The 15,822-nt window shown below is 47.6% G+C and carries 14 protein-coding genes; 4 read left to right on the top strand and 10 right to left on the bottom strand.

The window, feature by feature from the left end; genetic code table 11:
* Positions 1-3 precede the first annotated feature (3 nt).
* The 8 genes from tnpB to ACGHZ6_RS25460 form a co-directional block, all read right to left on the bottom strand.
* Positions 4-360, bottom strand: coding sequence for an IS66 family insertion sequence element accessory protein TnpB (gene tnpB / locus ACGHZ6_RS25495; RefSeq protein ID WP_390619285.1), 357 nt, complete (start codon positions 358-360; stop codon positions 4-6).
* Positions 357-686 carry an IS66 family insertion sequence element accessory protein TnpA gene (gene tnpA, locus ACGHZ6_RS25490; RefSeq protein WP_390619284.1) on the bottom strand — a complete coding sequence of 110 codons (330 nt, stop codon included), beginning with the start codon at positions 684-686 and terminating at the stop codon, positions 357-359. The genes tnpB and tnpA overlap by 4 nt, the downstream gene beginning before the upstream one ends.
* A 46-nt stretch (positions 687-732) precedes the next feature.
* On the bottom strand, positions 733-1,356 hold the full coding sequence (locus ACGHZ6_RS25485) for a zinc ribbon domain-containing protein (RefSeq protein WP_390619471.1): 624 nt from the start codon (positions 1,354-1,356) through the stop codon (positions 733-735).
* Positions 1,357-1,455: 99 nt separating this feature from the next.
* The gene (locus ACGHZ6_RS25480; RefSeq protein ID WP_390619283.1) at positions 1,456-2,817 is read right to left on the bottom strand and encodes a tyrosine-type recombinase/integrase; all 1,362 of its coding nucleotides are present in this window, start codon (positions 2,815-2,817) and stop codon (positions 1,456-1,458) included.
* A 456-nt stretch (positions 2,818-3,273) separates the two neighbouring features.
* Complete coding sequence (locus ACGHZ6_RS25475; protein WP_390619282.1) at positions 3,274-3,996, bottom strand: hypothetical protein; 723 nt, start codon at positions 3,994-3,996, stop codon at positions 3,274-3,276.
* On the bottom strand, positions 3,986-4,267 hold the full coding sequence (locus tag ACGHZ6_RS25470; protein ID WP_390619281.1) for a heavy-metal-associated domain-containing protein: 282 nt from the start codon (positions 4,265-4,267) through the stop codon (positions 3,986-3,988). The genes ACGHZ6_RS25475 and ACGHZ6_RS25470 overlap by 11 nt, the downstream gene beginning before the upstream one ends.
* A gap of 10 nt (positions 4,268-4,277) precedes the next feature.
* Positions 4,278-4,676, bottom strand: a complete 399-nt coding sequence (locus tag ACGHZ6_RS25465; RefSeq protein WP_390619280.1) for a hypothetical protein — start codon at positions 4,674-4,676, stop codon at positions 4,278-4,280.
* Positions 4,673-4,900, bottom strand: coding sequence for a GDCCVxC domain-containing (seleno)protein (locus ACGHZ6_RS25460; RefSeq protein ID WP_390619279.1), 228 nt, complete (start codon positions 4,898-4,900; stop codon positions 4,673-4,675). The genes ACGHZ6_RS25465 and ACGHZ6_RS25460 overlap by 4 nt, the downstream gene beginning before the upstream one ends.
* A 74-nt stretch (positions 4,901-4,974) precedes the next feature.
* On the opposite strand from ACGHZ6_RS25460, the gene ACGHZ6_RS25455 reads away from it, so the two are divergent.
* A complete protein-coding gene (locus ACGHZ6_RS25455) occupies positions 4,975-5,400 on the top strand; it encodes a helix-turn-helix domain-containing protein (protein ID WP_390619278.1) in 426 nt (141 codons plus the stop codon).
* On the opposite strand, the gene ACGHZ6_RS25450 is transcribed toward ACGHZ6_RS25455, so the two are convergent.
* Positions 5,385-5,843, bottom strand: coding sequence for a class I SAM-dependent methyltransferase (locus ACGHZ6_RS25450; RefSeq protein ID WP_390619277.1), 459 nt, complete (start codon positions 5,841-5,843; stop codon positions 5,385-5,387). The two genes, ACGHZ6_RS25455 and ACGHZ6_RS25450, sit on opposite strands and share 16 nt — an antisense overlap.
* Positions 5,844-5,950: 107 nt before the next feature.
* Between ACGHZ6_RS25450 and ACGHZ6_RS25445 the strand changes: the two genes are divergently transcribed.
* The 3 genes from ACGHZ6_RS25445 (at position 5,951) to ACGHZ6_RS25435 (ending at position 15,461) form a co-directional block, all read left to right on the top strand.
* The gene (locus ACGHZ6_RS25445) at positions 5,951-8,971 is read left to right on the top strand and encodes a Tn3 family transposase (RefSeq protein WP_390619276.1); all 3,021 of its coding nucleotides are present in this window, start codon (positions 5,951-5,953) and stop codon (positions 8,969-8,971) included.
* Between the two features lie 224 nt (positions 8,972-9,195).
* On the top strand, positions 9,196-12,216 hold the full coding sequence (locus ACGHZ6_RS25440; RefSeq protein ID WP_390619276.1) for a Tn3 family transposase: 3,021 nt from the start codon (positions 9,196-9,198) through the stop codon (positions 12,214-12,216).
* A 224-nt stretch (positions 12,217-12,440) separates the two neighbouring features.
* Positions 12,441-15,461, top strand: a complete 3,021-nt coding sequence (locus ACGHZ6_RS25435) for a Tn3 family transposase (RefSeq protein WP_390619276.1) — start codon at positions 12,441-12,443, stop codon at positions 15,459-15,461.
* Here the strand turns inward: ACGHZ6_RS25435 and ACGHZ6_RS25430 are convergent.
* On the bottom strand, positions 15,418-15,798 hold the full coding sequence (locus tag ACGHZ6_RS25430; protein ID WP_390619275.1) for a class I SAM-dependent methyltransferase: 381 nt from the start codon (positions 15,796-15,798) through the stop codon (positions 15,418-15,420). The genes ACGHZ6_RS25435 and ACGHZ6_RS25430 overlap by 44 nt on opposite strands.
* Between the last annotated feature and the right edge of the window lie 24 nt (positions 15,799-15,822).

Below are 15,822 nucleotides of genomic sequence, written 5' to 3'. Positions count from 1 at the left end.
AGTTTATCCAACGCTACTGTAGAATAGGCGTTCGTGCGGTGGCATGCGCCAGATATCAAAACCGTCGAGTAACCAGTTGAGTTCTTGGGTACTGACTTCAACGGTATCGCTGGTATGTTTCAACGGCCAAGCAAATTTATTTTTCTCTAAACGCTTTTGCCACAAACAGAAACCGTTGCGTTCCCAGTACAACAGCTTAAGCTTATTGCGAGACCTGTTAACGAATACAAACAACGATTCACTAAACGGATCTAACGCCAGCTCTTCCTGTACAATCAGTGAAAGACCATTGATGGCTTTGCGAAAGTCGACAGGCTGGCGGTGTAGGTACACCACCAGTTCGCCACTTGGGCGCATCATAAAGTGCTAACCCTATCGATTAGAGCAGGTAGCTCTACTGATTCGACAGGAAGCTCAAGGTGATGACCGTTGGCAAACGCGAGGCGATAGTATCGGGAACTGCTTGGCATCGATTCAATCGTCATCGATTGTGTCACGCGTGTGAATTTCGACACTGATTCGATCACGCCTTTCTGGCGTAGAATGGTTTGGTAGTGATAAAGCGCTTTCACATCAAGGTCGTGATGTTTTGCATATCGCGCGAGGCTACCTTCGAAGTCCTTGGCTTGTAGCAGGTGTTCGTGCCAGTAGCGTTGTTTTGGGGTGAGTTCGTGAGAAGAGTTCATGTTGGCTCCTTAGACGTTCGGGAGCCGATAGCCTAAGAGATAAACGCTAGGCGTAAACTACGTGGGGCGTTGACCGCTTACGATCAAAGTTCCAAATATGGTCACTATTTCTAGAGCAGCGAACAAATGTTTTGCTTCTATTTTGAGATACTTTTAAGTCAACAAGCTTCAGTGTTCCATCACATTTGGGACAGTAACCAGAAACCTTCGTCAGAAACACCTCATCCTGCGTATTTGACTCAAGGTTGAACCATATAAGCCTTGAAAATCTTGACCTCCATAAGTTAACACCATTCATGAGGAGGAATGTGCTTAAAGTTATGAAGATCATAAATAAGTAACTCCACGAGCTGCCGAACACGCTATACAGTGAAGCCCAACTACCCAAAAAACCAACAATACCAGACACGATTAGCCAAGATGTTCTTACGGGACTACCGGCTATATTGATTGGCTTAACATACGACCTGTCTATGTAGGCACGATCTTCGGCAGAAGCTGACTGGTAGATATCACCGACATGAAGATGGCTATTTGAAATGTTATTGCTACCTGCAATATTTACACTGCCATCCCCGTCAGCCGAGTTACTAGCTGATAATGAAAAACCACAGCTCCGACAAAAATTATCTGTGTGCGATACCTCAACACCACACTTCGTACAAAACACAATGCCTCCTTGGATAAAACCGTTAATGGCAGCGACTTGCACCTACGCATCGCCGCTATACATATGACGAAAGGCTCAGAGTACACTTCCATCGTCTAATTACCATTGTTGTAATAATTCATCGATTAAATTAAATCCAGAGGATTCCATAATATAATCTGCGATTCGCTGGCTTGCATCCCGTAGTGCGCTCATAGATGGGTGAATATAGTGTGCGTTCACTCCCTCCCGTGCGTGGCAGCATAACTCGTCAATAAGTATGTGGTTGATTGCTAGCTCAGCCCCAATAGTCTTATAGGTACGTCTGAGGTCATGATTAGTTACTGCAATCCCAGTTTCTTCCTGCACGATCTTGCGGACTGCCTTGGTATCCCAGTAATGCCCTCGGCAGCTAACACCCGGAAATAGATATTCAACATCCGTAGGCAGATGATTTTGCCGGTTTCTGACAATAGCTTCTGTCACAGTATTTAGGGGTAATGTAGCTTCCTCACCACCTTTTTTAATGATGGTGAATTGCGAACGCTCTAGGTCAATATCGGCCATGCGGAGCGTCATAGTACCCATCAATCTTACACCAGAGAAAAGCATGAACAGCAAGGCGTCTCGGCCATTACGAAGTGCAGATGTATGATCGTGGTGCCTGAGATTCAGGACTGATCTAAGGTATGCTCCAAATTCGGACTCATCTAACCGAACAGACCGTCTATTAGTTCGATTGATATTGATACCGAGCTGCTTCATTGCTCGGCTTACTGGATTTCTAACAAATAGCCCAGAATCATCATATTTAGACTGAGCCCAGTTCCATATAGAGCGAAGTATGCGCATTGCATTGTTAAGCTGAGTCTGGCCTTTGGGCACCAAATTCAGGTATACAGTTTTAACCAATTCAGGAGTCAAGCTGTACAAGGGCTCATCAAGCAGGTCAAAAAGCAGACTCTTGGACTTGTCTCTAATTTCCTTCTGGTAACGCTTACTAAGTCTTCTCTCTGCTATGAACCCATCACGCATGCGCTCCTCGCCACTCTCCATCGGAGAACCATAGATCATATCCCGAAGCGAGCGTTTGGCTCCGACAAGTTCCTTTTCAGCCTCTTGCTTAGCCAGTTCTTCTAACGCTAGCTGCTTAGGGTCTCGTCCTTCCTGAATTTCCAAAAACAGGCTGTCTGCGCGTTTCCGAAGATGTGCAAGACTGATTTCGGCATTACGTGCATCCCCAACTTTCATGATCTGGCGCTTATACATTTTGCTCTTAGCCGCACCGCGTGGACGGATACGTGCATACAAGCAGAAAACGCTCTCAGCGTAGGACTGGTGCGGCTTTGCGCGAACTGCAAGATGGCTGTCTGCATCGTAAATATACAGTTCTTTACTGAAGTCCCCCTGGTTGATTCGCTTCTCAATAGCTCTTAAATTTGGCTTGGTAAACTTAATTCGGTTGTCAGATATTGCTCCCATAGGATCTCCCTGCATATGGTTCTATGGCTAAAATTAGGGATGCAACTGGGAGACAAACGGGCGAAACTTTTAGAATCCCAGGCATCTTTCGAGTAACGTCGAAAAGATGCCTAGATATAGAATATCCTTGTTTTTCAGTATGTTACAACAACCTGAAGAAACGATAGGTAACTTGCCTAAACATCGGGTGACGCTAGGAAACAAGCTTATTTGAATTATTCAAAATCCGATGCTAGCGATAGCGTGCCGGTTCAAGTCCGGCCTCTGGTACCATCTTTCCCTCTAACTAAACGCAACGGAATATTTCCAGCAATCCACTTAAGCTAGCGCTATGGGATGCACTGGGGATGCAAACTGGAGTAACTCCGATAATCGTCAGGTAATGTTATATAACCTCATCTAACGATATGAAGTAGGGCCAAATGCAAGGATTTGCATTCGAGGAAACGATCTATTTCAATGAAACCGTACGCTAAATAAGAAACCAGTAGCGTCCGGACCATTCAAATCCTGTACAACACCACCCTCTAGCACCCAGCGTCCTTGTGTCCACTGCAGGCCCAAGGTGAATTGATGGACAACGGAAGCACCCTTTTGCCAACGGCCACCCAGCTCAACGACTCCATACACTTCTGACAGAATCCCCCACTCTGGGTACACCGCTGGAATCAATCGATGCTGCCAGGATAGATCATAGCGTGCAGAATCCCGTCGATCTCCAGTACCGACCTGATATAGAGCATCAATATCCCATTCATTATTATCCCGAAACCAGGTACCTACCGCACCAGCTTGAAAAGCCCCGTCCCGAGAGCTATCCGTTGGAATCACTGCACCACCCAACAGCCCCATACGACGCGTGCCTTTAGGATCATCCACCTGAGAAATAATCTGCCGGTATAACAGGCTAAAATCCCCGAGCTGTTTAGCATCACCGGATGACAGTCGATAAGGAACACCGAATAACAGCGTCTTTTTATGATCAATACCATAGGCTAGGTTGGCTGTTAACTGGTTAATATTGGTTTCATTGTCGTGACTAACAATACCGCGCAAGACAGTACCACCCTTCTCTACCGGTAGAGCCACGAATGAGCGCAACCCCATACCCAACGCGTTCGACTGGAAACACAGCTCAAGCAAACCAATCCACAGCAGTGTCACCCATTTATTTGACATGGACCTTGACCGGTGTAAATCCGGAATCAATGATTGCCTGTTTGATTGCATCAATATCAGCTTTTTCATCACCGGTATCGATCCTAACCTTTTTGTTTTTTAAGCTAACATCTACCTGGGCAATTTCAGGTAACTTACCCAATTTACGTTGCAAGCTATCAACACAGAACGCACACGTCATACCGTTGATATCAATTTCCAAAGTCTCAGAAAACACTGTGACGGGAAATGCAATACCTATTAATAGTGTCAACAAGGTCATAATTTTCATCTTAACCTCCCTAAACGCCCAACAGATTCCTGAGGGGTAATAACAAAAAGGCAGCGGTAAATCCTACCGACCATACCGCCAAGGCCAGAAAAAAAATGCGTCGGTTCAAGGTCTGTGCTCGCTTGCAACGGTCAGCCAAAATTGGATCAGCAGGGCAACTAACAGGGCTTTTCCAGAGTACCCATGCAGCAATTCCTAAAATCAGGGCTGAACCACCAAACATCCATGACTCATAGGACGCCAACGCGACCAACACGGGTAATTGGCTGGTTAAGGACGCCACGACTGCCCCCATACCAATACTGACCAATAAGATAGGTAGTGCACAGCAAAGCAAGGTGCCGGTGGAAGCAAAGAGAGCCAACCAGCCCAACGCTTTTTGGGAGCCCTCCATTGATTCTCTCTTCATCGACAACACCCCGTTTTCATACCGGATTTAATAGCCTGCTGGACCGGTGGACAAGGAACACTGCCATAAGAACAAAATACGCAGCAGTCGCCTGCCACAGGCTTCAACACCACAGAGCACTGGGGACATTGAAAGAAATACATGCAGGCGTCTTCCGGCATGATCTCTACAGTTTTGTGGCCACATTCGGGGCAGATCAGCTCAGATTCAAGCAGGACTGTCATCGGCATACCTCTATCATTTTGAGCCAGTAGTGCTAGTATAAAACCTGTAGTAACTACAGGTTCAAGTGATTTATATGCAAGAACATTCAGCTAAGACAGCGTTTAGTGTTGGAGATCTCGCCCGCGCGAGCCAATGCAAGGTCGAGACAGTTCGCTACTACGAAAAGATCGGCCTGATGCCAACTCCACAACGCACGGAAGGCGGACATCGGATATATAACCAGCCCGAGTTGAAGCGATTGATTTTTATACGTCGCAGCCGTGATTTGGGCTTTAGTGTGTCGCAGGTTCGTGACTTGTTGCGGTTCGTCGATGAACCAAATCACACCTGTGGCGAAGTTAAAGCCCTGACCCTGGCGCAATCTGAAGAGGTGCAACGAAAAATTGACGACCTCCAGCGTCTGCATAAGGCACTATTGGAGATGGCTAATAGATGTAAAGGCGAAAGCTACTCGTTGGAGCAATGCCCAATTATCGATGCTCTTTATGATGAAATGTGATTGCCCATTTTAGACCCACTATAAATCGTTAATGTGCCAAACACGGTACTAAACTGCTTACAAATTCGAATATCGCTAAAACCAGCATATTGAATCAAATGCGGTATTTGTCCCTCTACATTGTCCTTTGTATTGGTAAATCCATCCAGCCATTGGATCGCGTAAAATAGTAGCCGCATGAGGAAATTAGTCGGCCTCCCCCAATCCGCTACATGTAGCTGCCCGCCAGATTTGAGTACACGGAAAATTTCAGCAAACGTACGGGATTTATCGTTGTTGCCTAGATGGTGAAAAAACAGAGTGGAAAATACCCGGTCATAGCTTGAATCAGCATAAGGCAACTGAGTTGCCAAACCTTGATCAAACTCTATTTTTAGGTTGGCGCTGTCTGCTTTGGCTTGGGCAATTTGGGGTACTAGGGTTTTTCCCTCGTAAACGGACAAAAGCCTCTGGAGCCTCCGCCATTCCTGGCCTCTCAGAGGGGGTTACTTTCAATTTTCTTATTGTTGTGGAGTATTTTGGCTAAAATCGCTGGCTTTGAGCATTGATAATGGCCACCGAAAAACGTATCAAAATCCTGACCAAGACCGAGAGTACCGAGCTGTTCGGCCCTCCCATTCTAAGTTCGAATGATCAACGTTTCTTCTTCACTCTCAATGACGCCGAATTAGCTGAATGCAACAGAATCCGTAAGCGGGATCACAGGTGCATGTTTGTTTTACTGCTGGGCTACTTCAAAGTAAAGCCCATCATGTTGAGCACCGGCTATCATCAAATTAAGCAGGACCTCAAGTATGTGTGCTCCGAAGTCCTCCCAGGCCCTGGTTTCCGACCCTTCAATCTTACTCAGAAAGCCCGTATTCGGATTTACCAACGCATCTTCAAATTGACGGGCCATCAGCGCTGGCTCAACAACAATCATAGTTCGGCGTTGGCAAAGGATCTTAATGAGCATGCACGGGCATGGGGTCAACCGAGAGCTCTATTCGATAGGGCTATAGAATACTTGTCAGCACAAAAAATCGCCATCCCTGGGTACACCGTGCTGCAGGACTTAATCAGTGATGTTGTGAGTGTCACAAACGATCAGTTTGCCCGTCAACTTGAGGATCTTATATCTGCGGATTTGGCAGTGATGCTATCTGAACTTGTTAATGGAAATAACACATTAACCCTGCGGCAGTTGCGTCAATCTGCCAGAAACTTCACGAGGAATGAGCTGGAGAAAGAACTTGCAGTGCATTCCTATATCCAACCATGGATACCGGAAGTTAATGAGGTGTTGAGCGCGTTATCTCTGTCCTCGAAGAATCAGCAACACTTTGCTGAGCGGGTGAATTACTACGGTGCCAAGCTACAGCGCCAATCTACTGGCAATCAACGGCTTTATCTGTTGTGTTATCTGCAAACCCGCTGGGTACAGGCATTGGAGCGCATTGCCGATGGTTTTGTTCATCATGTTCGACAGATAAAACAAAAAGCCAAGGCCTACGCACAGGAATCGGTTTACCAAGACTGGCAAAACGCCGCTAAAAACGTCAGCAAGGCAGCGGAAGTTCTTCATCTGTTCATTGATGATCGTATCGATCAAGCGCAACCGTTTGGGGCGGTAAAGCAGCAGGCTCTGAAGTTGCTTGCGGCTAAAGAACTGGAATCTGTATGTCTGTTCCTTAATGAACAAAAGCGTTCTGTTGAGGAAGCTATGTGGCAATATTATGACCAGAGAGATAGCTTGAGGGAAGGGTTGCTTCGACAGCTGTTTGTTTGTCTGCACTTTGAAGGCAGCGAGGGAACTATCCGCCTAGCGGCAGCGCTGGGTCAAGCCCAGCTTGAGCTCTCAGTACATAGAATCATCTCAGAGGAAAATATAGACTGCCGGCTTCCCCCCAAGAAACAATTATCGTTTTTGCAGGACGAGGACGGAAATTTTAACCAAGGTCGCTACGAGTGGTACCTGTATCTGCAGATCCCCGATCGGTTGAATGGCCAGCTGACCTTGCCTAATATCATTAAATACAGGAGCTTGGATGCTGATCTGGTGAGTCGGGAACGTTGGCGAAGGGATAAGAGCAAGTTGTTGGAGCAAACTAAGCTACCTAAGTTGTCCGCCGAACCGAACAAGTTGATTGAGCAAATGTCCAGGGATCTGGAGATCCGTTTGTATGAGGTCAGTGAATATCTAGAACGAGACGATAACCGAAATATTATCCTACGTAATCCCAAGGGTAAGCGCCTATGGCGGTTGCCGACGGCAAGTAAAAAGTACCTGGTCAACAACCCCTTCTTTCAGCAAATACCGACAACGGGCGTTGCCGACGTTTTGCGTATGGTGGATCGCGACACCCGGTTCATTGACTGTTTTGAACATGTGCTGGGCTCGCAGCCCAAGAGCAGAGTCCATGAATATGACCTGTTGGCGATTCTGGTGGGAAATGCGACTAACCAAGGGATCTACGGTATGGCACAAGTCTCCGATCGAACCTATGACCAGCTCAGCACCATTCAGGCAAACTATCTGCGACTGGATAGCCTGAATGCAGCCAACGACACCATCAACAACGCAACGGCAAAGCTGCCCATTTTCAAGCATTACAACATTCAAGAGGATGTTATCCACGCCAGTGCCGATGGCCAAAAGTTCGAGGCACGGAGAGAGACCTTCAAAACGCGCTACTCTTCGAAGTACTTCGGTACTCAGAAAGGCGTCTCGGCCATGAGCTTAATTGCCAACCATACCGCCATCAATGCCCGGGTGATCGGCGCGAATGAACACGAATCCCACTACATCTTTGACTTGTTGATGAATAACAGCTCGGAGATCACCCCGGACGTACTCTCAACGGATACCCATGGGGTTAATCATGTCAACTTCGCTCTACTGGACCTATTTGGATATAGCTTTGCGCCGCGTTACGCGCAGGTTGGTCGAGTCATTAATGAGATGTTCGATGTGAAAGAAGATAAGGATCAGAGAATCCAGCTACACCTGAAAAAGGCCATCAAAACCAAGCGTATCATGCAACACTGGGATACTATCCAGCGCATTGCTGTGTCGCTCAAAGAACGAAAGACCACACAAGCCACGTTGGTTCGGAAACTCTCAGGTTACAAGAAAAACCATCCCTTGCTGGAGGCGCTGACCGAGTTCAATCGCCTGGTAAAAGCAAATTACCTGCTGAACTACATCGATGATGTAAGTCTGCGGAACTACGTTCAGCGAGCCCTGAACCGGGGGGAGGCCTATCACCAGCTGCGTCGAGCTATCAGCAACGTCAATGGGGATCAGTTCCGTGGGAGTTCTGATGAAGAGATCCAGCTATGGAATGAGTGCGCCCGCTTGGTCACCAACGCCATCATCTACTTTAACTCCAGCATACTCAGCCAGTTACTCACGAGCTTCGAATATCAGGGAGACAACAAGCGGGTACAGATCGTCAAACAGGCATCCCCAGTTGCTTGGTATAACATCAACTTAAAGGGTATCTATACCTTCGAATTGAGTGAAAAACTACCAGCTCTGGAGGAGCTTATGTGCTCAATCGAGGGATATTTACCGGTTCGGGAAAAGTAATACCTCCTGGAAGCCCGCTAATAGCGGCGGCTCTAGAAGATTTTGTCTGTTTACGAGGGAAAATCCCCAGCACCCCTAAAAGTGGGGTACTAGGGTTTTTCCCTCGTAAACGGACAAAAGCCTCTGGAGCCTCCGCCATTCCTGGCCTCTCAGAGGGGGTTACTTTCAATTTTCTTATTGTTGTGGAGTATTTTGGCTAAAATCGCTGGCTTTGAGCATTGATAATGGCCACCGAAAAACGTATCAAAATCCTGACCAAGACCGAGAGTACCGAGCTGTTCGGCCCTCCCATTCTAAGTTCGAATGATCAACGTTTCTTCTTCACTCTCAATGACGCCGAATTAGCTGAATGCAACAGAATCCGTAAGCGGGATCACAGGTGCATGTTTGTTTTACTGCTGGGCTACTTCAAAGTAAAGCCCATCATGTTGAGCACCGGCTATCATCAAATTAAGCAGGACCTCAAGTATGTGTGCTCCGAAGTCCTCCCAGGCCCTGGTTTCCGACCCTTCAATCTTACTCAGAAAGCCCGTATTCGGATTTACCAACGCATCTTCAAATTGACGGGCCATCAGCGCTGGCTCAACAACAATCATAGTTCGGCGTTGGCAAAGGATCTTAATGAGCATGCACGGGCATGGGGTCAACCGAGAGCTCTATTCGATAGGGCTATAGAATACTTGTCAGCACAAAAAATCGCCATCCCTGGGTACACCGTGCTGCAGGACTTAATCAGTGATGTTGTGAGTGTCACAAACGATCAGTTTGCCCGTCAACTTGAGGATCTTATATCTGCGGATTTGGCAGTGATGCTATCTGAACTTGTTAATGGAAATAACACATTAACCCTGCGGCAGTTGCGTCAATCTGCCAGAAACTTCACGAGGAATGAGCTGGAGAAAGAACTTGCAGTGCATTCCTATATCCAACCATGGATACCGGAAGTTAATGAGGTGTTGAGCGCGTTATCTCTGTCCTCGAAGAATCAGCAACACTTTGCTGAGCGGGTGAATTACTACGGTGCCAAGCTACAGCGCCAATCTACTGGCAATCAACGGCTTTATCTGTTGTGTTATCTGCAAACCCGCTGGGTACAGGCATTGGAGCGCATTGCCGATGGTTTTGTTCATCATGTTCGACAGATAAAACAAAAAGCCAAGGCCTACGCACAGGAATCGGTTTACCAAGACTGGCAAAACGCCGCTAAAAACGTCAGCAAGGCAGCGGAAGTTCTTCATCTGTTCATTGATGATCGTATCGATCAAGCGCAACCGTTTGGGGCGGTAAAGCAGCAGGCTCTGAAGTTGCTTGCGGCTAAAGAACTGGAATCTGTATGTCTGTTCCTTAATGAACAAAAGCGTTCTGTTGAGGAAGCTATGTGGCAATATTATGACCAGAGAGATAGCTTGAGGGAAGGGTTGCTTCGACAGCTGTTTGTTTGTCTGCACTTTGAAGGCAGCGAGGGAACTATCCGCCTAGCGGCAGCGCTGGGTCAAGCCCAGCTTGAGCTCTCAGTACATAGAATCATCTCAGAGGAAAATATAGACTGCCGGCTTCCCCCCAAGAAACAATTATCGTTTTTGCAGGACGAGGACGGAAATTTTAACCAAGGTCGCTACGAGTGGTACCTGTATCTGCAGATCCCCGATCGGTTGAATGGCCAGCTGACCTTGCCTAATATCATTAAATACAGGAGCTTGGATGCTGATCTGGTGAGTCGGGAACGTTGGCGAAGGGATAAGAGCAAGTTGTTGGAGCAAACTAAGCTACCTAAGTTGTCCGCCGAACCGAACAAGTTGATTGAGCAAATGTCCAGGGATCTGGAGATCCGTTTGTATGAGGTCAGTGAATATCTAGAACGAGACGATAACCGAAATATTATCCTACGTAATCCCAAGGGTAAGCGCCTATGGCGGTTGCCGACGGCAAGTAAAAAGTACCTGGTCAACAACCCCTTCTTTCAGCAAATACCGACAACGGGCGTTGCCGACGTTTTGCGTATGGTGGATCGCGACACCCGGTTCATTGACTGTTTTGAACATGTGCTGGGCTCGCAGCCCAAGAGCAGAGTCCATGAATATGACCTGTTGGCGATTCTGGTGGGAAATGCGACTAACCAAGGGATCTACGGTATGGCACAAGTCTCCGATCGAACCTATGACCAGCTCAGCACCATTCAGGCAAACTATCTGCGACTGGATAGCCTGAATGCAGCCAACGACACCATCAACAACGCAACGGCAAAGCTGCCCATTTTCAAGCATTACAACATTCAAGAGGATGTTATCCACGCCAGTGCCGATGGCCAAAAGTTCGAGGCACGGAGAGAGACCTTCAAAACGCGCTACTCTTCGAAGTACTTCGGTACTCAGAAAGGCGTCTCGGCCATGAGCTTAATTGCCAACCATACCGCCATCAATGCCCGGGTGATCGGCGCGAATGAACACGAATCCCACTACATCTTTGACTTGTTGATGAATAACAGCTCGGAGATCACCCCGGACGTACTCTCAACGGATACCCATGGGGTTAATCATGTCAACTTCGCTCTACTGGACCTATTTGGATATAGCTTTGCGCCGCGTTACGCGCAGGTTGGTCGAGTCATTAATGAGATGTTCGATGTGAAAGAAGATAAGGATCAGAGAATCCAGCTACACCTGAAAAAGGCCATCAAAACCAAGCGTATCATGCAACACTGGGATACTATCCAGCGCATTGCTGTGTCGCTCAAAGAACGAAAGACCACACAAGCCACGTTGGTTCGGAAACTCTCAGGTTACAAGAAAAACCATCCCTTGCTGGAGGCGCTGACCGAGTTCAATCGCCTGGTAAAAGCAAATTACCTGCTGAACTACATCGATGATGTAAGTCTGCGGAACTACGTTCAGCGAGCCCTGAACCGGGGGGAGGCCTATCACCAGCTGCGTCGAGCTATCAGCAACGTCAATGGGGATCAGTTCCGTGGGAGTTCTGATGAAGAGATCCAGCTATGGAATGAGTGCGCCCGCTTGGTCACCAACGCCATCATCTACTTTAACTCCAGCATACTCAGCCAGTTACTCACGAGCTTCGAATATCAGGGAGACAACAAGCGGGTACAGATCGTCAAACAGGCATCCCCAGTTGCTTGGTATAACATCAACTTAAAGGGTATCTATACCTTCGAATTGAGTGAAAAACTACCAGCTCTGGAGGAGCTTATGTGCTCAATCGAGGGATATTTACCGGTTCGGGAAAAGTAATACCTCCTGGAAGCCCGCTAATAGCGGCGGCTCTAGAAGATTTTGTCTGTTTACGAGGGAAAATCCCCAGCACCCCTAAAAGTGGGGTACTAGGGTTTTTCCCTCGTAAACGGACAAAAGCCTCTGGAGCCTCCGCCATTCCTGGCCTCTCAGAGGGGGTTACTTTCAATTTTCTTATTGTTGTGGAGTATTTTGGCTAAAATCGCTGGCTTTGAGCATTGATAATGGCCACCGAAAAACGTATCAAAATCCTGACCAAGACCGAGAGTACCGAGCTGTTCGGCCCTCCCATTCTAAGTTCGAATGATCAACGTTTCTTCTTCACTCTCAATGACGCCGAATTAGCTGAATGCAACAGAATCCGTAAGCGGGATCACAGGTGCATGTTTGTTTTACTGCTGGGCTACTTCAAAGTAAAGCCCATCATGTTGAGCACCGGCTATCATCAAATTAAGCAGGACCTCAAGTATGTGTGCTCCGAAGTCCTCCCAGGCCCTGGTTTCCGACCCTTCAATCTTACTCAGAAAGCCCGTATTCGGATTTACCAACGCATCTTCAAATTGACGGGCCATCAGCGCTGGCTCAACAACAATCATAGTTCGGCGTTGGCAAAGGATCTTAATGAGCATGCACGGGCATGGGGTCAACCGAGAGCTCTATTCGATAGGGCTATAGAATACTTGTCAGCACAAAAAATCGCCATCCCTGGGTACACCGTGCTGCAGGACTTAATCAGTGATGTTGTGAGTGTCACAAACGATCAGTTTGCCCGTCAACTTGAGGATCTTATATCTGCGGATTTGGCAGTGATGCTATCTGAACTTGTTAATGGAAATAACACATTAACCCTGCGGCAGTTGCGTCAATCTGCCAGAAACTTCACGAGGAATGAGCTGGAGAAAGAACTTGCAGTGCATTCCTATATCCAACCATGGATACCGGAAGTTAATGAGGTGTTGAGCGCGTTATCTCTGTCCTCGAAGAATCAGCAACACTTTGCTGAGCGGGTGAATTACTACGGTGCCAAGCTACAGCGCCAATCTACTGGCAATCAACGGCTTTATCTGTTGTGTTATCTGCAAACCCGCTGGGTACAGGCATTGGAGCGCATTGCCGATGGTTTTGTTCATCATGTTCGACAGATAAAACAAAAAGCCAAGGCCTACGCACAGGAATCGGTTTACCAAGACTGGCAAAACGCCGCTAAAAACGTCAGCAAGGCAGCGGAAGTTCTTCATCTGTTCATTGATGATCGTATCGATCAAGCGCAACCGTTTGGGGCGGTAAAGCAGCAGGCTCTGAAGTTGCTTGCGGCTAAAGAACTGGAATCTGTATGTCTGTTCCTTAATGAACAAAAGCGTTCTGTTGAGGAAGCTATGTGGCAATATTATGACCAGAGAGATAGCTTGAGGGAAGGGTTGCTTCGACAGCTGTTTGTTTGTCTGCACTTTGAAGGCAGCGAGGGAACTATCCGCCTAGCGGCAGCGCTGGGTCAAGCCCAGCTTGAGCTCTCAGTACATAGAATCATCTCAGAGGAAAATATAGACTGCCGGCTTCCCCCCAAGAAACAATTATCGTTTTTGCAGGACGAGGACGGAAATTTTAACCAAGGTCGCTACGAGTGGTACCTGTATCTGCAGATCCCCGATCGGTTGAATGGCCAGCTGACCTTGCCTAATATCATTAAATACAGGAGCTTGGATGCTGATCTGGTGAGTCGGGAACGTTGGCGAAGGGATAAGAGCAAGTTGTTGGAGCAAACTAAGCTACCTAAGTTGTCCGCCGAACCGAACAAGTTGATTGAGCAAATGTCCAGGGATCTGGAGATCCGTTTGTATGAGGTCAGTGAATATCTAGAACGAGACGATAACCGAAATATTATCCTACGTAATCCCAAGGGTAAGCGCCTATGGCGGTTGCCGACGGCAAGTAAAAAGTACCTGGTCAACAACCCCTTCTTTCAGCAAATACCGACAACGGGCGTTGCCGACGTTTTGCGTATGGTGGATCGCGACACCCGGTTCATTGACTGTTTTGAACATGTGCTGGGCTCGCAGCCCAAGAGCAGAGTCCATGAATATGACCTGTTGGCGATTCTGGTGGGAAATGCGACTAACCAAGGGATCTACGGTATGGCACAAGTCTCCGATCGAACCTATGACCAGCTCAGCACCATTCAGGCAAACTATCTGCGACTGGATAGCCTGAATGCAGCCAACGACACCATCAACAACGCAACGGCAAAGCTGCCCATTTTCAAGCATTACAACATTCAAGAGGATGTTATCCACGCCAGTGCCGATGGCCAAAAGTTCGAGGCACGGAGAGAGACCTTCAAAACGCGCTACTCTTCGAAGTACTTCGGTACTCAGAAAGGCGTCTCGGCCATGAGCTTAATTGCCAACCATACCGCCATCAATGCCCGGGTGATCGGCGCGAATGAACACGAATCCCACTACATCTTTGACTTGTTGATGAATAACAGCTCGGAGATCACCCCGGACGTACTCTCAACGGATACCCATGGGGTTAATCATGTCAACTTCGCTCTACTGGACCTATTTGGATATAGCTTTGCGCCGCGTTACGCGCAGGTTGGTCGAGTCATTAATGAGATGTTCGATGTGAAAGAAGATAAGGATCAGAGAATCCAGCTACACCTGAAAAAGGCCATCAAAACCAAGCGTATCATGCAACACTGGGATACTATCCAGCGCATTGCTGTGTCGCTCAAAGAACGAAAGACCACACAAGCCACGTTGGTTCGGAAACTCTCAGGTTACAAGAAAAACCATCCCTTGCTGGAGGCGCTGACCGAGTTCAATCGCCTGGTAAAAGCAAATTACCTGCTGAACTACATCGATGATGTAAGTCTGCGGAACTACGTTCAGCGAGCCCTGAACCGGGGGGAGGCCTATCACCAGCTGCGTCGAGCTATCAGCAACGTCAATGGGGATCAGTTCCGTGGGAGTTCTGATGAAGAGATCCAGCTATGGAATGAGTGCGCCCGCTTGGTCACCAACGCCATCATCTACTTTAACTCCAGCATACTCAGCCAGTTACTCACGAGCTTCGAATATCAGGGAGACAACAAGCGGGTACAGATCGTCAAACAGGCATCCCCAGTTGCTTGGTATAACATCAACTTAAAGGGTATCTATACCTTCGAATTGAGTGAAAAACTACCAGCTCTGGAGGAGCTTATGTGCTCAATCGAGGGATATTTACCGGTTCGGGAAAAGTAATACCTCCTGGAAGCCCGCTAATAGCGGCGGCTCTAGAAGATTTTGTCTGTTTACGAGGGAAAATCCCCAGCACCCCAATTTGAAGTATTTTGGCGTCACCATCTACACCCACCACATCAATACCTGGAAACTTTCTCTTGATGATTATGGCTAGAGTACCGGTACCAGATGCAAGATCGAGTACGGACATACCCTCCTTTAATTCAGCCTGCTCTATCAATGCGTTTTTGACGGTGGACTCCCTAGTTGTCCACCTAACAACAGGGTCATAAATAGCAGTAAGCCATGAAAACCTTAATGCTGGCACGTAGTCATCAGGTAGATCGCTCTTGCTCATTTAACCTTGTCTCCTAACCAATAT

Origin of the sequence: Maricurvus nonylphenolicus (assembly GCF_042854845.1) — a bacterium.
Taxonomy (GTDB): Bacteria; Pseudomonadota; Gammaproteobacteria; order Pseudomonadales; family Cellvibrionaceae; genus Maricurvus; species Maricurvus nonylphenolicus.
The sequence above is the reverse complement of the archived record's forward strand: the minus strand, read 5'-3'. Positions and strand labels throughout refer to the sequence as shown.